Consider the following 17,275-nt stretch of genomic DNA (forward strand, 5'->3'; position numbering starts at 1 on the left):
CGATCAGGCAAGGTTCGGCCGCTCAAGAGCGTTCGATAATCGTCAAAAAGAGTGACAGAGGTCAGGAGTGGGGTGGGCCGGGCCGGCCCTATCGCGGTGCACAGAACAACGCTGTACCTGTGAGCGGGCTTGCCCCGCGATAGGGCCCTCGGCTCAGAGCTCGAACTCAGCCGCCAGCGCCGCGCGCACGCAATACAGCACGCCTTCGGGCACCCGCTGGCCGAACTGCGGGGCAATGGCCGACACCGGCGGCAGCTCGCCCTCGCCGTCCAGGAAGGCATCCTGCACTTCCATCATCAGGTCTTCCGGCAGGTCCAACGCCTGCTCCAGGCTCAGTTCCTGACGCCCGATGGCCTCGGCGAGCAAGCTGTAGACATTCTTCTCACTGCAATCGAGCTGCCCGGCGATCTGCGCCGGGGTCATGCCGGCACGGGCCAGGCTGACCAATTCGTGACGCAGATCGAGCACCACCTTCGGCGCCTCCTCGGTGCCACCGGCACCATTGAGCACTTCGAGGAACGCCTGGCCGTAGCGCTCCAGCTTGCGCGCGCCGACGCCGCTGACCTGGGCCATGTCGCTGAGGCTGGCCGGCTGGCTTCGCAGCATCTCCAGCAACGTGGAATCGGGGAAGATGACGTAGGGCGGCACGCTGTGCTCCTCGGCCAGCTTGCGCCGCAGGGTGCGCAGCGCCTCCCACAGCTCGCGCTCTTCGCCGCGCACCAGTTGGCTGGCAGGGCTGCCGCCGCTGCTGGAACCCTTGACCGCGGCCTGTGGCTTGAGGTCGCGGCGCAGTTGCAGGTTCACCTCGCCGCGCAGCAGCGGGCGGCAGCTGTCGGACAGCCGCAGGCCGCCATAGCCTTCCAGGTCGATGTCCACCAACCCGCGGGCCACCAACTGGCGGAACAGCGAGCGCCACTCGTTCTCGCCCATCGCCTTGCCGACGCCAAACACCGAGAGCTTCTCGTGGCCGAAATTGCGCACTTTTTCAGTGTCCTTGCCCACCAGCACGTCGACCAGATGGCCGACGCCATAGCGCTGGCCGGTGCGGAACACCGCCGACAAAGCCTGGCGCGCAGGCTCGGTGGCGTCCCAGGTTTGCACCTGGTCGACGCAGTTGTCGCAATGCCCGCAGGGTTGCTCCAGCACTTCGTCGAAATAGGCCAGCAGCGACTGGCGGCGGCAGCGGGTTTCCTCGCACAGCGCCAGCATGGCATCGAGCTTGTGCTGCTCGACGCGCTTGTGGCGCTCGTCGCCCTCGGAGTTCTGCAGCATCTGCTTGAGCATCACCATGTCCTGCAGGCCGTAGGCCATCCAGGCGTCGGACGGCAGGCCGTCACGGCCAGCGCGGCCGGTCTCCTGGTAATAGGCTTCCATCGACTTGGGCAGGTCGAGGTGGGCGACGAAGCGCACGTTGGGCTTGTCGATGCCCATGCCGAAGGCGATGGTGGCGACCATGATCAGCCCTTCCTCGTTGAGGAAGCGGTGCTGGTTGGCCGAACGGGTTTCGGCAGCCAGCCCGGCGTGGTACGGCAGCGCCGGGAAGCCCTGGTCGCAGAGGAAGGCGGCGGTTTCGTCGACCTTCTTGCGTGACAGGCAATAGACGATGCCGGCGTTGCCACGGCGCTCGCCGAGGAAGGCCATCAACTGCTTGCGCGGCGACTCCTTGGGCACGATGCGGTAGAAGATGTTGGGCCGGTCGAAGCTCGACAGGAAGCGTTCGGCGCCTTGCAGGTGCAGGCGCTGGACGATCTCCTCGCGGGTGCGCATGTCGGCGGTGGCGGTCAGGGCGATGCGCGGCACGTGCGGGAACAGCTCGGCCAATTGGCCCAGTTGCAGGTATTCCGGGCGGAAGTCGTGGCCCCATTGCGACACGCAGTGGGCTTCGTCGATGGCGAACAAGGCGATGTCGAGGGTGCGCAGGAACTCCAGCATGCGCGGCTGCACCAGGCGCTCGGGGGCCAGGTAGAGCATCTTCACCTCGCCCCGGCGCAGGCGCCCGGCCAGGTCGCGTTGCTGCTCGGCGCTCAGGGTCGAGTTCAGCGAGGCGGCGGCCACGCCCAGCTCGTCGAGGGTGGCGACCTGGTCGTCCATCAGCGCGATCAGCGGCGAGACCACCACCGCCAGCCCGGGGCGCAGCAACGCCGGCACCTGGAAGCACAGCGACTTGCCGCCGCCGGTGGGCATCAGCACCAGCGCATCGCCCCCGCTGGCCACGCGTTCGATGATCGCCGCCTGGCGACCCCGGAAACTGTCGTAGCCGAAGATGTCCTTGAGGACGCGCTGAGCCTGTTCGAGCATGTGCCACTCCAAAATCGCCGTACCATCCTGGCTACAGGCTGGACGATAAACCTGCCGCGCGCGCAGCGAATGCGTAAGCGGTTTTTGCCAGGTGGCAGGGAAGCGCCGCCCGGGCATGAAAGCCGCGGAGTATACCCGACTGCCCGGCCCTGCGGCAGGCTCCGGTGACAGACGTTCCCTTTGCCCCGCCAGCGCCGCAAGGTGCTAGAATCCACTATCGTTTATTCCCCAAGGTAGCCCTGTAATGTCCTTCGCCGAGCAACTGACCCGCCTGCAAGCCTTCCTCGACGCCGATGAGCTGCACGAAGAAGCGCTGGACTACGTCGCCGCACACGGCTACCTGACCGCGCTGTCGATCTGTGCCGAGGACGTTCCAGAGCGCGAATGGATCGACGCGCTGTTCGCCGAGGAACCTCACTACGCCAGCGAGGCCCAGCGCACCGAAATCGAAGCCACCCTGGTCGCCCTGAAGGCGCACATCAACCGCCAGTTGGCCAGCGACGACGAGTTCGAGCTGCCGTGCGACCTGGACCTGACCGACGAGCCGGACGACTCCGACCTGCGCGGCTGGTGCATCGGTTTCATGGAAGGCGTATTCCTGCGTGAAGAGGCCTGGTTCGAGAACGCCGAGGAAGAAGTCAGCGAGATGCTCCTGCCGATCATGGTCGGTTCGGGCCTGTTCGACGAACAGCCGGAATTCGCCGACATCGCCAGCAACGCCAACCTGCAGGACGACATGATCGTGCAGATCCCCGAGGCGCTGACCGCGCTCTTCCTGCTGCTGCACGCCCCTGACGAGAAACCCGCCCTGCTCAAGCCACGCCACCACTGAGTGCCGTGGTGCGCTACCTGCTGCTGGCCATCGGCTGGCTCAGTGTCGCGCTGGGGGTGTTGGGGATCTTCCTGCCGGTGTTGCCCACCACCCCTTTCCTACTCCTCGCCGCGGCGTGCTTCGCCCGCAGCTCCCCACGCTTCCACCATTGGCTGGTCAATCACCCCAGGCTCGGGCCATGGATCCGCGACTACCTCAATGGCGAAGGCATTCCGCTCAAGGGCAAGGTCTACGCGATCGGGTTGATGTGGGCGAGCATCAGCCTGTCGTGCTACCTGGTGCCGTTGTTCTGGGCGCGGGCGTTCATGCTCACCAGCGCGGTGCTGGTGACCTTGTACATCCTCAAGCAGAAGACCCTGCAGCGGCCCTAGAGCAGCGAAGACGGCTGCGACTCGATCACCAGTAGCAGACAGCCGTTGGGCGATTGCAGCCAATGTTCCGAGCCGGCCGCGTAGACCAGGCTGTCGCCCGCCTGAAGCCGCTGGCCGTCGCTGTCGACCACCTCCCCTTGCAGTACCTGCACCAGTTCCGTGGCGGCATGCCGGTGGGGCAGCGAGCGGCTGCCGGGGGACATGCGCATCCAGTAGCCCTGCCAGGGGCCGGCGGCGGTGAGGGTAGCCCAGGTGATGCCTTCGAGAATGCGGTCGCCCAGCAGCATGGGCTGCCAGTGGGCCTGGTGGGGGCGGTGGATGTGGCGCGCGGGGGTGGTCATGGAGGTGGGCTCAAGAACACGGTCGAGCCAGTCTAGGGGGATTGCGCAGGGATGGCGTCGTGGGTGCGACGGATTGGTATGCCGGAGCGTCAGGGCCGCCCTCATCGCGGGGCAAGCCCCACAGGTACCCCACCGTCCGCAAGCGCGGTGGGGTACCTGTGGGGCTTGCCCTGCGCGGCGATGGCCGCTACACCGTATCCACCTTCAACGAATGATCATTGAGCATCCCATTGATGATCGTCGCCGTATCCTGCCCCGCCGCGATCAGCCCACCCGCCCCGGCCGTGACGCCGTAATGCTGCGCCAGGTCGACCCCGGCCAGTTCGATGGTCTGGATCGGCGCGGCCCCCGCCACGCTGCTGACTTCGATGGTCGACACTACGTTGGTCCCGGTACCGCTGACCTTGAAGTGCAGGTAGTCGTCCAACGAAGCACTGGTGGCATTCTCGCCCTGCAACAGTTGCGACAGATCGAGCCGGTCGTTGCCGAAGGTGAAGTCGGTGACCGTGTCATGCCCGGTGTCGCCCTTCTGCCAGACGAAGGTGTCGTTGCCGCTGCCACCCGTGAGGGTGTCGTTGCCCGGCCCGCCGATGAGGATGTCGTTGCCCGCGCCACCCTTGAGGATGTCGTCCCCCAGGCCACCGTTGAGCAGGTTGTCGCCATCGTTGCCGGTCAGGGTGTCGTTGTAGTCCGAGCCGATCAGGTTCTCGATACCGGTCAGCGTGTCGCTGCCCGCGCCCAGGGTGTTCTGCGCGCCGAGGTGACTTAGGTCGACCGTCACACCCGCGGTGGCCGAGGCATAGCTGGCGGTGTCGTTGCCGGCGCCGCCGTCGAGCAGGTCGTTGCCTGGCCCGCCGATCAGCAGGTCGTCGCCGTCGCCCCCGTACAGTTTGTCGTCGCCCGCCCCGCCGACCAGCACATCGTGGCCGTTGCCGCCGTTCAAGGTGTCGTTGCCAGCGCCCGCCAGCAGCACGTCGTCGCCGTTGCTGCCATTGAGCGTGTTGCCCGCTTGGTAGGTGATATCCACCGCACCGGCGCCTGTGCCGCCATGGTTGTCGCTGACGGTGTAGCTGCCGTGGTAGACCTCATTCTGTGCGTTGCTGTAGTCGACCACCAGGCTCAGCTTGTAGTTCTCCGCCGCCTTGCTGTTGCCGCTGGCGTTCTCGCTGTTGATCACATGGATGCTGTACACCCCGTCATGGCTGGCGGTGAAGCTGCCACCATCGGCGATCGGCTGGTAGCTGCCGCTGGCATCCTTCCACTCCAGCATCAGGTTGCCCGCCGGGCGGTCGTGGTCGAGGGTGAGGGTCTCGCCCTTGCGCAGGGTGACGGTGAGTGTGTCCTCGTCGTTGGCATTGCCGTTGCTGATCGAGCCCAGGTAGCCCGCGATCACCAGCGCTGCGGTCATCGACCCGGACAACGCGGTGAAGTCGCCACGAGCGAGGTCCTTGAACTGGTTCTCGGCCTTGTTGGCGGTAGCGTCGAACTTGATCGTCCGGGCCTGGCTGCCCGGGGTGAAGCCCGCCCCCTTGTCGGCGAAGCCGGTGTTGAAGGTAATCGGCGCGGCGCTGAGGCGATCATGGTCCGGGTCGCTGTCGTTGGCCAGCAGCGCTTCGGCGGGCACCGTCACGCTGGCCCCGGCGATGTTGGTGATGATGTGGTCGGCACCGGCCAACGGCGCGCCGTTGCTGTTGACCCGCACCACCAGGCTGGCGCTGCTGGTGTCGCCGTCGTTGTCGCTGACGGTGAAACCGAATTTCTCCACCTGGTTGCTGCCGTTGTCCTTGGGCGGTGTGTAGGTGAACTCGCCGGTGTCCATGTCCACCAGCAAGGTGCCGCCCAGGGCAGTCTTGATCGACAAGGTGTTGCCGCTGGTGTCGAACGTGGCCTTGTCTGCCCCGCCCGCCACTGAATAGCCGCCCTGCCCGCCATTGGCCTTCGGATCGAAGGTGTAGGTAACGCCATCGACCAGCAGCGCCTTGATGAAACCACCGTCGGCACCGAAGTGGCCGCCACTCATCAGGCTGCCGGTGATCGGCGAGCCCTGCACGGTGCCCGAGAGCACGGCACCAAGCTGGCTGAGGTCGGTGACCACCACCGCATTGGTGTCGGTGTGGCTACTGCCGTCGTAGGCCAGTGGGTCGAGGTTGGGCTGGTTGACCCCGTTGCCCAGGCCAATGGCGTAGGACTTGATGCCGTTGTTATCGAGGAAGGTTTCCCAAGCCGCTTCACGCACAGCGGTCATCGAATGGCCGTTGGTGGGCACGCCGTCGGAGAAGAAGTACGCGACGTTCTGCGCCCCATCCAGCTTGCCGCTGGTGTTGAACGCCTCCTGGGCCTTGGTGGCCGCCGAGTCGTAGTAGGTCGAGCCATCGGCGGTGAGGCCGGCGACGATGCTCTTGGCCTCGGCGATCGAGACCCATACCGGCGTCTTGACCCACGCACCCGTGGCGAAGGTGACGATCTGCACCTTGATGTCGCCCATGTCGTCGTACTTGTCGAGCAAGGCGTTGATCGCCTGCTTGGACAGCCCCAAGCGGGTCAGGCCGCTGACCCCGGAGGCCTCGTTCATGCTGCCGGAGACGTCGATCACCAGCAGGATGTTGGAGTCGACCTGGCCTGGGGTGATGCTACGCTCGGCGCACACCGCCTTGGGCACGTCGTCGACGATGTTGATGGCGATGGTGCTGGTGACGCTGTTGCCCAGCGCGTCGGTGGCCTTGTAGGTGAAGTACTCGATGACCTTATTGGCGCCATCGTCGGCCCCACCCGGGGTCTTGGGTGCGGACGTCAGCGTATAGGTGTAGGAACCGTCAGCGTTGAGCTGAAGCTGCCCGAACTGGCCGACGGCATTGCCCACCAGGCTGTAGGTCAGCGCCCCCACGCCCCCAGTGACCGAACCAACCAAGCTGCCGGATGCGGTCTCCCCCGTCGAGCTCGGGTCGCTGCCGACCACCGTGCCGGCCGCGAGGTCGTTGCCGTCCTTGTTCAGGTCCAAAGCTTTTTCGTACACCTTCACGTCGCTGTCTTCGCAGGCGACCAGCTTGCAGTCCTGCACGTTGATGGTGATGGTCGTGGTGCTCTCATCGCCATCGGCATCGCGAAGGGTATAGACGAACACGTCGCTGGCCCCGGCCGGCGCCACGCTGTTGGGGTTTACGTGGTAGGTCGCGTTGCCTTGGGCGTCGAGGGTCAGGTAGCCGTACTGACCCGCCACCTGGGCACCCAGTTGCCCGAGGGCCGAGGTCGAGGTATCGGTGCCGGCGCGTACACCGACCACATAGAGGCCATCAGGCCGCACATCGGCACCGATCACGTCGTTGTCCAGCACGTTGCCACTGACCGTGCCGCCTTCGGTCACGTTGGCCACGTCACAATGCGCCTTGGGCACATCGTCGACGATACTGACGACGATGGTGCTGGTGGTCGAGTTGCCCTGCGAATCCGTCACCTGGTAGGTGAACGACTCGGTCACGGTATTCGGCCCATCATTGGCCGGCGTCGGCGACTTCGGGGCGGACGTCAACGTGTAGGTGTAGGAACCGTCGGCATTGAGTTGAATCTGCCCGTACTGGCCGACGGCATTGCCGACCAGGGTGTAGGTCAAAGCCCCTACTCCTCCAGTGGCCGAGCCTACCAGGCTGCCAGACGCAGTCTCCTTGGTCGAAGTCGGGTCGCTGCCAGTGACTGTACCGGCCGCCAGGTCGTTGCCGTCCTTGTTCAGGTCCAGGGCTTTTTCGTACACCTTCACGTCGTGGTCTTCGCAGGCGATCAACTTGCTGTCCTGCACATTGATGGTGATGGTCGTGGTGCTTTCATCGCCATCGGCATCGCGGATGGTGTAGACGAACACATCGCTGGCCCCGGCCGGCGCCACGCTGTTGGGGTGAGCGTGGTAGGTCGCGTTGCCCTGGGCGTCGAGGGTCAGGTAGCCGTATTGCCCCGCCACCTGGGTGCCCAACTGGCCGATAGCCGAGGTCGAGGTATCGTTACCGGCGCGCACGCCCACCACGTATTGGCCGTCAGCGCGGACATCGGCGCCGACCACGTCGTTGTCGAGCACGTTGCCGCTGACCGTGCCGCCTTCGGTCACGTTGGCCACGTCGCAATGCGCCTTGGGCACGTCGTCGACGATGGTGATGGTGATGGTGCTGGTGGTCGAGTTGCCCAGCGAGTCCTTCACTTGGAAGGTGAAGGTTTCCGTCAGGCTGTTCGGGCCGTCGTTGGCCGGCGTCGGCGATTGCGGCGCGGAGGTCAGCGTGTAGGTGTAAGTGCCATCGGCATTGAGCTGGATCTGGCCATACTGGCCAGCCGGGCTGCCCACCAGGGTGAAGGTCATCGCGCCGACGCCGCCGCTGACCGAGCCCGCCAGCGAGCCGGTGGCGGTTTCGCCAGTGGAACCGGGCTGGCTGCCGGTGACGGTGCCAGGGGCCAGGTCGTTGCCGTCCTGCACCAAGTCCAGCGCTTTCTCGTAGACGGTCACGCCATTGCCCGGCGCCACCACCAGCGAGCAGTCGTGGATATCGATGGTAATGGTGGTGGTGCTTTCATCGCCGTCGGCGTCGCGAATGGTATAGACGAACACATCGGTGGCCCCGGCCGGCGCCACGCTGTTGGGGGTGGAATGGTAGGTGGCGTTGCCCTGGGCATCGATCACCAGGTAGCCGTACTGGCCCGCCACCTGGGTGCCGAGCTGGCCGATGGCCGAGGTCGAGGTGTCGGACCCGGCGCGCACGCCGACCACGTACTGGCCGTCGGCGCGCACATCGGCGCCGAATACGTCATTGACCAGCACATTGCCGCTGACCGTGCCGCCCTCGGACACGTTGGCGAAGTCGCTGTGGGCCTTGGGCACATCGTCGACGATGGTGATGGTGATGGTGCTGGTGGTCGAGTTGCCCAGCGCATCCTTGACCTCGTAGGTAAAGCTCTCGGTCACGGTGTTCGGGCCGTCGTTGGCCGGCGTCGGCGATTGCGGCGCGGAGGTCAGCGTGTAGGTGTATGTGCCATCGGCATTGAGTTGGATCTGGCCGTACTGGCCGACCGCATTGCCAACCAGGCTGTAGGTCAACGCCCCGACACCGCCGGTGACCGACCCTGCCAGCGAGCCGGTGGCGGTTTCGCCAGTGGAGCCGGGCTGGCTGCCGGTGACGTTGCCGGGGGCCAGGTCGTTGCCGTCCTTGACCAGGTCGAGCGCCTTCTCGTAGACCGTGACCTCGCCGTCAGGGCCGGCGATCAGTGAGCAATCCTTGACATTGATGGTGATGGTGGTGGTGCTTTCATCGCCATCGGTGTCGCGGATGGTATAGACGAACACGTCCGTCGCGCCGGGCGGCGCCACGGCGTTCGGGTTGGCGTGGTAAAAGGCATTGCCCGCGGCATCGAGGGTCAGGGTGCCGTACAGACCGGAAATCGCGGTATTGAGGTTGCCGATGGCTGAGCTCGAAGTGTCCGAGCCCGCGCGGGCGCCCACCACCACGTTGCTGGTGCCGGCCTGGTCGGCGCCAAGCTGGTCATTGTGCAGCACATTGCCGCTGACCGTGCCGCCCTCCACCACCGTGGCCGAATCGGCTTCGGCCTTGGGCACGTCGTCGACGATGTTGACGTCGAGGCTGCCGGTGGCGCTGCTGCCGTCGGTGTCCAGGGCCACCACCGTGAAGCTTTCGCTTAGGCTGTTGGCGCCGTCGCCCGTGGGGTGGCCTTCATTGTCGAGCAGGGTGTAGCTGTAGCTCACCACGCCGGTCGCCGGGTTGTAGCCGGTGATGGTCAGGGTATTGCCCAACGGGGTGGTGATGGATTGCGGGAAACCGACCGCCACGCCGCCGCTGAGCACGGTGATGCCGCCGACAGTCAGGGTTTGCAGGCCATCGGGGGCGGTGACGGTGAAGCTGCCGCCCTGGGTCAAAGCGGCGGCGTTCGGGGCGCTGCCGTCGCTCAGGTGCTTCTCGTAGACGGTCAGCTCGCCGCCATTCACGTCGAGGCCGCCAAGCGTGACCGGGTCGTCGAGGTTGGTGATGTTCAGCGTCAGGGTCGCGGTGCTGGTGTCGCCATCGGCATCCTTCAGGGTGTAGGTGAAGGTCTCCACCCCGTTACCGCCGCCGTGCAGGTTCTTGAAGTCCGGGTCGTCGGTGTTGAGCGTGTAGGTGTAGGAGCCGTCGGCGGCCAGTACCAAGGTGCCATAGGTCCCGACGAAGGTGCCGGCCACCACCGGGCCGCTGGGAATGCGGTCGGCGCCTTGCACATCGTTGGTCAGCACGTTGCCGGTCAGCTCGGTGTGCTGCTCGGTGGCGGTGGAGGGGTGAGTGTCGTCCACGGCCTTGGGCACATCGTCGAGGATGATCACGTCCAGCGTACCGCTGGCGATATCGCCATCGCTGTCGCTGACCAATACCGGGAAGTGCTCGCCCAGTGAGTTGCTGCCCGCACCGTCGGGGTGCTGCTCGGCGCCGACCAGGGTATAGCTGTAGCTGACCACACCGGTGGCGGGGTTGTAGCCGGTGATCGTGAGGATATTGCCAAGGCCCGTGGTGATGGACTGGCCAACGCCGGTCACGACGCCAGCAGTGACCACGTTGATGCCACCGACGCTGAGGTTGAACACGCCGTCCGGTGCGACCACGGTGAAGCTGCCCTGCTGGGTCAGCGCGCCTGGGTTGCTGGCCGAGCCTTGCGGCAGGTTGGCTTCGTTGAGGATTAGCTCGGCGGGGCTCAGGTCGAGGCCGCGCAAGGTGACGGGGTTATCGACCGGAGGCGCTGGCGGGTTGACCGACGGATTGCCCGGTGGGCTGAACGGGGCGGCATTATTGTCGCTGTCCAGCGTGCCGATGTAGCGGTTGGCCAGCTCCGGGATGCCGTTGAAGCCTGCCGTGGGGAAGCCGATGTTGGGGTCGACCCGACCGGCCACTTCAGTCAGCAGCACGAAACTGTGGCCGCCGCCCAGGGCACCCGGTGCACCGTTGGCATTCGGCCCGGCGGCGGGGGCCTCGGCCTCCTCGGTCGGGTCGGCACCCGCCGCGATGGCTTGTTGCAAGCGCTCGACATCGCTCAACTGCGCCTCGCTCGGCACGCTATCGGTGGTGTGCACAGCGGGCGCGCGATTGGCCAGCAGATCGGGCGTCATCTCCAGGCTGCTGCCGCGGCCCAGGGTCAGCTCGGCACCGTTGTGCAAGCGCACCGCCACCGCGCCCGTGGCGCCGGTTTCCAGTTGCTCGCCGGCGAACAGACGGTCGCCCTCCACCAACAGACGACGCTGGCCGTCATCCCCTACCGCGAATACCTGGCCAACCACCTTGCTGACCACACCGACTAATTTAGCCATGAGCGCACGCCTCCCCTGCCGATAGGCTTTCGCAGTCGTGGACAGGCCGGGTAATGCGGGAGGCGATCCGCTGCGGCAGTGGATCGCATCTGTCACGTCGGTGAGCAACTTCAGTCACGCGACAGCTTCGACAACAGCGGTAGTGGGAATTGGCCACCCATTAAATGCCAATTTTTTGTCGCCAGATTCCGCTTTTGTCGTCCTCTCCTGGGTCCTTAGCTGCAAAAAATCTTGAACTTTCTCCGAGGCCCGAAAATCGCTCACTTGAGCTGATTTGCCAGACCACCTGAATAGAACAATGTCCCGGATTCCTTAGACCGCATAAGTTTTTTTTCGCATATACCTTATGAAAAAATCTTCTTAGCTCGGCCGTTAAATGTTCTTAGCTCTGTTGTTACAAACCTGAAACGGTTTGAACCTCATTTTTCGTCACTTTTTTGACGATAGCAGGACCTTATTCAAGACCAGGGAGATGTACCCCATGCGCGTTCTAACCCCCATCAGCAGTGCGATCCTGTTGGCAATGGCCTGCGCCGGCCAGGCCCAGGCGATGTCGATCAACGAGGCCGTCCAGAACGCCGTGGACCAGCACCCCGAGATCAGCGCCAGCCGTAACAGCCGGCTGTCTGCCGATGAGGATGTGAAGTTCGCCCGTGGCGGCTACTACCCCAGCGTCGACCTGATTGCCGGCTATGGCCGCCAGCGCTCGGACAACCTCAATACCCGGGGTTTCAATGCCGACGGCACGCGCAACCACAACAAGGAAACCCTGAGCTACACCCAGTCGGAGCTGCGCCTGCGGCAGATGCTGTTCGACGGCTTCAACACCCCCAATGAGGTAGGCCGCACCGAAGCGGTGGCCACCTCGCGCGCCTACTACACCCAGGCCACTGCCGAAACCGTGGCGCTACGCGCCATCGAGGTGTACCTGGAAGTGCTCAAGCGCCGTGAGCTGGTGACCCTGGCCAAGAACAACCTGCAAGCGCACCTGCGGGTCAACGACCAGATCGGCCTGCGCAGCGAACGCGGTGTGGGCAGCACCGCCGACCTCGACCAGTCGCGCGCACGCCGGGCCCTGGCAGAAAACAACCTGGACACCGCCGAAGTCGACCTGGCCGACGCCGAGGCCAACTTCTACAGCGTAGTCGGGCGCCTGCCCGACGAGCTGGAAACCCCGGTCACCATCAAGGGCGAAGTGCCGGCCAACCTGCAGGACGCCCGCCAAGGCATGCTGGAGAACAACCCGTACCTGAAATCCGCCCAGGCCGACGTCAAGGCCGCCGAGCAGCAGTACGAAGTCGCCAAGTCGCCGTTCTACCCGCGCCTGGACGCCGTGCTGGCCACCGGCGCCAACAACAACCTCGGTGGCGAGCGCGGGCACAGCAACAACGACTGGCAGGCCGGCGTCGAGCTCAGCTACAACCTGTTCCGTGGCGGCAGCGACAAGGCCCGTTTGCAATCCGATGCGCACAAGATCAACCAGGCCATGGACATCCGCAACAATGCCCTGCGCGAGCTCAACGAGAACCTGAGCCTGGCCTGGAACGCCATGAACAACGCCCGCAAGCAGACCCCGACCGCCCGCGAATACGCCGAGACCACCCAGCGCGTGCGCGGCGCCTACCAGGACCAGTTCGGCCTTGGCCAACGTACCCTGCTCGATGTGCTCGACAGCGAAAACGAGCTGTACAACGCCAACCGCCGCTACACCGAGGTGCGCTACACCGAGGAGTATTCGATGTACCGCGTGCTGGCGACCATGGGCGAGCTACTGAGCAAGCAGCGCATCTCGCTGCCACCGGAAGCCATTGCGAAAACCGAAGTGCGCAACGAAGCCAGGCTGCCCGACATGCGCTAGCGTGCGCGCACAGGCAACGCCGCTTCGCGTCCACCGCGACAGGAGTAGGCCATCGTGACCAACCTGCAAAGCGCGCAGCCGCGCCTGGATGTCGATGATCCGCTGCTCGATGGCCTGCTGATCCTGTGCAAGCTGCACGGCTGCACGGCCAGCCGGGCAGGCCTGTGCAGCGGCCTGCCGCTGGCCGACCAGCGCCTGGGCCTGAACCTGCTGCCGCGCGCCGCCGCCCGGGCTGGCTTGCAGGCACGGGTGCTGCAGCGCCCGCTCGACAGCATCTCCGCCTTGAACCTGCCGGTGCTGCTGATCCTCAACGACGGCCGCAGCGCCGTGCTGCAACGCTGGGGCGACGACGGCCGGGCGCTGATCCTGCCATGCGAGGCCGAAGGCGGCGAGCAGTGGGTGGAGCGCCAGGCGCTGGCCCAGGCCTACAGCGGCCAGGCCCTGTTCGCCCGCCCCCGGCATACCCTCGAAGACCTGCGCACGCCGCTGCTGCCAAGGGTCGAGGCGTGGTTCCGCGACACCCTCAAGCACTCGCGCCAGCTGTACGGCGACGCCCTGCTGGCCAGCCTGCTGATCAACCTGCTGGGGCTGATGGTGCCGCTGTTCGTCATGCAGACGTATGACCGCGTGGTACCCAACCAGGCGCTGTCGACCTTGTGGGTGCTGGTGATCGGCCTGTTCATCGGTACCGCCTTCGAGCTGATTTTGCGCATGGTGCGCGCGCACCTGCTGGACCAGGCTGGCAAGAAGACCGACCTGATCCTTTCCGCCACCCTGTTCGAACGCATCACCGGCATGGCCATGAAGGCGCGCCCGGCCAGCATCGGCGGCTTCGCCCAGAGCATCCACGACTTCCAGGGCCTGCGCGAATTCCTCACGGCGGTGACCCTGACCAGCATCATCGACCTGCCCTTCGTGGCGCTGATGCTGCTGGTGATCGGCCTGCTCGGCGGCTGGCTGGTGGTGATTCCGCTGGCGGCCTTCCCGCTGGCCGTGGGCGTGGCGCTGTTCATCCAGATCCGCCTGCGCGACACCGTGCAGAAGAGCCTGAGCCTGGGCGCGGTGCGCCAGGCGCTGCTGATCGAGACCCTCGGCGGGCTGGAAACCCTCAAGGCCTGCGGCGCCGAAAGCGAGCGCCAGTACCAGTGGGAACACACCAACGGCGCCATCGCCCGCCTCGACGCGCATGCCCGCAACCTCTCGGCCCTGGCCAGCAACGGCACGTTGTTCATCCAGCAATTCTGCGGCATGGCCACCATCGTCGCCGGGGTGTACGCGATCATCGCCGGCAACCTCAGCGTCGGCGCCCTGGTGGCCTGCTACATGCTCGGCAGCCGGGTGCTAGCGCCGTTGGGGCAGATCGCCGGGCTGATCACCCGCTACCAGCAGGCACAGCTGACCATGCGCAGCACCGACGCGCTGATGGCCCTGCCCCAGGAGCGCCAGAGCCAGCAGCAGGCCCTGGAGCACACCGCGTTGCACGGTGGCCTGGCCCTGAGCCACGTCACCTTCCGCTACCCCGGGCAGAACGCCGCTGCGCTGAATGACGTGAACCTCGCGGTCAAGCCGGGCGAGCGCATCGGCATCATTGGCCGCAGCGGCTCGGGCAAGAGCACCCTGGCACGCCTGCTGATGGGCTTTCACCACCCGGACGAGGGCCAGGTGTTGCTGGACAACCTCGACCTGCGCCAGCTGGACATCGCTGACCTGCGCAACCAACTGGGCTACGTCGCCCACGACCTGCCGCTGCTGGCCGGCAGCCTGCGCGACAACCTGACCCTGGGCGCGCGCCACGTCAGCGATGCGCGCATGCTCGAAGTGGCCGAGCTGACCGGCGCCAGCGAGCTGGCCCGCCAGCACCCGCAGGGCTTCGACCGGCCCCTGGGCGAGCGTGGCCAACTGCTATCTGGGGGGCAGCGCCAGGCGGTGCTACTGGCCCGTGCGGTACTGTTGGAGCCGCCGATTCTGATCCTCGACGAACCCACCAGCCACATGGACAACAGCAGTGAAGACCAACTGCGTCAGCGCCTGCTCGCCTGGGTGCCGGGCAAGACCCTGCTGCTGGTGACCCACCGCAGCTCGATGCTCAGCCTGGTGGACCGGCTGGTGGTACTGGACAACGGTAAGATCGTCGCCGACGGGCCGAAGGACGCGGTCATCGACGCGCTGCGCAAAGGCCGTATCGGCGCCGCCCTATAAACGACGCACGCGGTACCGGTAGGAGCGGGCACCGCCAACGTCAAGAACGGCGCTCCCCCACTTTTCATCGGAGGTAGACATGCCCCTCAGCCAAAGCGTCCGCAGCCACCTCCCCGGCGGTGACAAGGCCGCCGAGCGCGACTACATGCCGGAACTGGCAGGCGCCACCCTGGAGGACTCGCCGCGCCTGTCGCGCCTGACCGTGTGGCTGGCCGCCGTGTTGCTGCTGGTGGCGCTGGTGTGGGCGCACTTCGCCGTGCTCGACGAGGTCACCGTCGGTGAAGGCAAGGCCATTCCGTCGAGCAAGGTGCAGGTGGTGCAGAACCTCGAAGGCGGCATCGTCACCGAGATCTTCGTGCGCGAGGGGCAGATGGTCGACAAAGGCGCGACCCTGCTGCGCCTGGATGACACCCGCTTCAAGTCGAACAAGGGCGAAAGCGAGGCCGACCGCTACGCCCTGAGCGCGCAGGTCGAGCGCCTGTCCGCCGAGGCCGAGGGCCGACCCCTCGCGCTGTCCGAGGAAGTCCGCGGCAAGGCGCCGCAGGTGGCCGAGGACGAAATCGCCCTGTACGGCTCGCGCCAGCGTCGCCTGGCGAGCGAGAAGCAGACCCTCAACGAGCAACTGCGCCAGAAGACCCAGGAGCTGGCCGAGTTCCGCTCCAAGGTCGAGCAATACCGTTCGGCCCTGGCCCTGCTGCAGCAGGAACTGAACATGTCCTCGCCACTGGTGGGCACCGGGGCCATCTCTCCAGTCGAGATCCTGCGCCTGAAACAGCGCACCGTCGAAGCCCGCGGCCAACTCAACGCCACCAGCCTGGCCATCCCCCGCGCCGAGGCGGCGGTGGCGGAGATCAAGAGCAAGATCCAGGAGTCCGACGCGACCTTCCGTTCGGACGCGGCCAAGGAGCTCAACGACAAGCGCACCGAACTGTCGAAGATCACCGCCACCAGCATCGCCATCGACGACCGGGTCAACCGCACCACGGTGGTGTCGCCGGTGCGCGGCATCGTCAAACTGCTCAAGGTCAACACCATAGGCGGCGTTGTGCAGCCGGGCAGCGACCTGGTGGAGATCGTGCCGATCGAGGACAACCTGCTGATCGAGGCCAAGGTGCGTCCGCAGGACGTGGCGTTCCTGCACCCGGGGCAGGTGGCGATGGTCAAGTTCAGCGCCTATGACTACACCATCTACGGCGGGCTCAAGGCCAAGTTGGAGCTGATCAGCGCCGACACGGTGACGGACGACAAGGGCAATGCGTTCTACCTGATCCAGGTGCGCACCGAGAAGAACCACCTGGGCGGGGACAACAAGCCGCTGTTGATCATCCCGGGGATGACGGCGGCGGTGGACATCATCACCGGGCAGAAGAGCGTGCTGGACTACCTGTTGAAACCGGTGATGAAGGCGCGCACCGAGGCGATGCGCGAGCGGTGAGGGCCAGCGCCGGCAACCTCACTCCCGCCCCGAGTGATTACGCGCGAACGTCTCCACTCCCATGGCCCTGATCTGCCCCTCGATCAAGGCCTCGAACGGCGCCAGCAATTCATCGAACCGCCCCGCCCCCTCCAGCACGTTCAACGCCTGCACCACCGCCTCCAGCGTCGACAACGCCCCCGCCTCCGGCGCCTTGCGCAGCCGGTAGCGCGACGCCGTCACCTGCGCCAGCGTCACCCGCGGCAATGTCTCCAGCCGAGGGTTGAGGTACAGCAGCTTGCGTGCCTTGCGCCAGGTGCCGTCGGGCACGATCAATAGCAGTGGCCGATCATCACCCGGCCCATAGGCCTCCAGTGCCTCAGCCAGCTCACCTGGGAACAACAGCGCCGCGCGATACCCAGGCGTCTCCAGCAGCGCCTCCAGGTCGTCGAACACTTCGCCCACGCGCAACTCGGCATTGACCAGCCCCAGGGCGGCCAAACGCGCGGTATTCAAGGCGTGGGAAGACTCGCTCGGGTGTTGCAACACCACCACACGGGTGCGGCTGTCGAGGCGGGGAATCAACGGGCAAAGGCAGTGATCGAGCGGGCGCTGGCAGCGTTCGCAGCGGGGTCTGGACATCG

9 protein-coding genes are annotated in these 17,275 nt (G+C 65.9%); 5 read left to right on the top strand and 4 right to left on the bottom strand.

Features of this window, described 5'->3' with window-relative positions; all coding sequences use genetic code 11:
• Positions 1-153: 153 nt before the first annotated feature.
• Positions 154-2,298, bottom strand: coding sequence for a DNA helicase RecQ (gene recQ, locus P0Y43_RS16365; protein WP_275638318.1), 2,145 nt, complete (start codon positions 2,296-2,298; stop codon positions 154-156).
• Positions 2,299-2,542: 244 nt separating this feature from the next.
• Between recQ and P0Y43_RS16370 the strand changes: the two genes are divergently transcribed.
• Both P0Y43_RS16370 and P0Y43_RS16375 read left to right on the top strand, forming a co-directional pair.
• Positions 2,543-3,130, top strand: a complete 588-nt coding sequence (locus P0Y43_RS16370) for a YecA family protein (protein ID WP_275638320.1) — start codon at positions 2,543-2,545, stop codon at positions 3,128-3,130.
• Between the two features lie 8 nt (positions 3,131-3,138).
• Positions 3,139-3,501 carry a YbaN family protein gene (locus P0Y43_RS16375; RefSeq protein WP_275638321.1) on the top strand — a complete coding sequence of 121 codons (363 nt, stop codon included), beginning with the start codon at positions 3,139-3,141 and terminating at the stop codon, positions 3,499-3,501.
• Here P0Y43_RS16375 and P0Y43_RS16380 read toward each other — a convergent pair.
• A complete protein-coding gene (locus tag P0Y43_RS16380; RefSeq protein ID WP_275638322.1) occupies positions 3,498-3,842 on the bottom strand; it encodes a cupin domain-containing protein in 345 nt (114 codons plus the stop codon). The two genes, P0Y43_RS16375 and P0Y43_RS16380, sit on opposite strands and share 4 nt — an antisense overlap.
• Positions 3,843-4,029: 187 nt before the next feature.
• Positions 4,030-11,160, bottom strand: coding sequence for a retention module-containing protein (locus P0Y43_RS16385; RefSeq protein WP_275638323.1), 7,131 nt, complete (start codon positions 11,158-11,160; stop codon positions 4,030-4,032).
• Between the two features lie 481 nt (positions 11,161-11,641).
• On the opposite strand from P0Y43_RS16385, the gene P0Y43_RS16390 reads away from it, so the two are divergent.
• From P0Y43_RS16390 to P0Y43_RS16400, 3 genes are all read left to right on the top strand, one after another.
• A complete protein-coding gene (locus tag P0Y43_RS16390; RefSeq protein ID WP_275638324.1) occupies positions 11,642-13,018 on the top strand; it encodes a TolC family outer membrane protein in 1,377 nt (458 codons plus the stop codon).
• 54 nt (positions 13,019-13,072) lie between these two features.
• Positions 13,073-15,217, top strand: coding sequence for a type I secretion system permease/ATPase (locus tag P0Y43_RS16395; protein ID WP_275638325.1), 2,145 nt, complete (start codon positions 13,073-13,075; stop codon positions 15,215-15,217).
• Between the two features lie 79 nt (positions 15,218-15,296).
• The gene (locus tag P0Y43_RS16400) at positions 15,297-16,652 is read left to right on the top strand and encodes an HlyD family type I secretion periplasmic adaptor subunit (RefSeq protein ID WP_275638326.1); all 1,356 of its coding nucleotides are present in this window, start codon (positions 15,297-15,299) and stop codon (positions 16,650-16,652) included.
• A gap of 18 nt (positions 16,653-16,670) precedes the next feature.
• Here P0Y43_RS16400 and P0Y43_RS16405 read toward each other — a convergent pair whose 3' ends face one another.
• On the bottom strand, positions 16,671-17,273 hold the full coding sequence (locus P0Y43_RS16405; protein WP_275638327.1) for a tRNA-uridine aminocarboxypropyltransferase: 603 nt from the start codon (positions 17,271-17,273) through the stop codon (positions 16,671-16,673).
• Positions 17,274-17,275: the final 2 nt, after the last annotated feature.

Origin of the sequence: Pseudomonas entomophila (assembly GCF_029193575.1) — a bacterium.
GTDB classification, from domain to species: domain Bacteria; phylum Pseudomonadota; class Gammaproteobacteria; order Pseudomonadales; family Pseudomonadaceae; genus Aquipseudomonas; species Aquipseudomonas entomophila_G.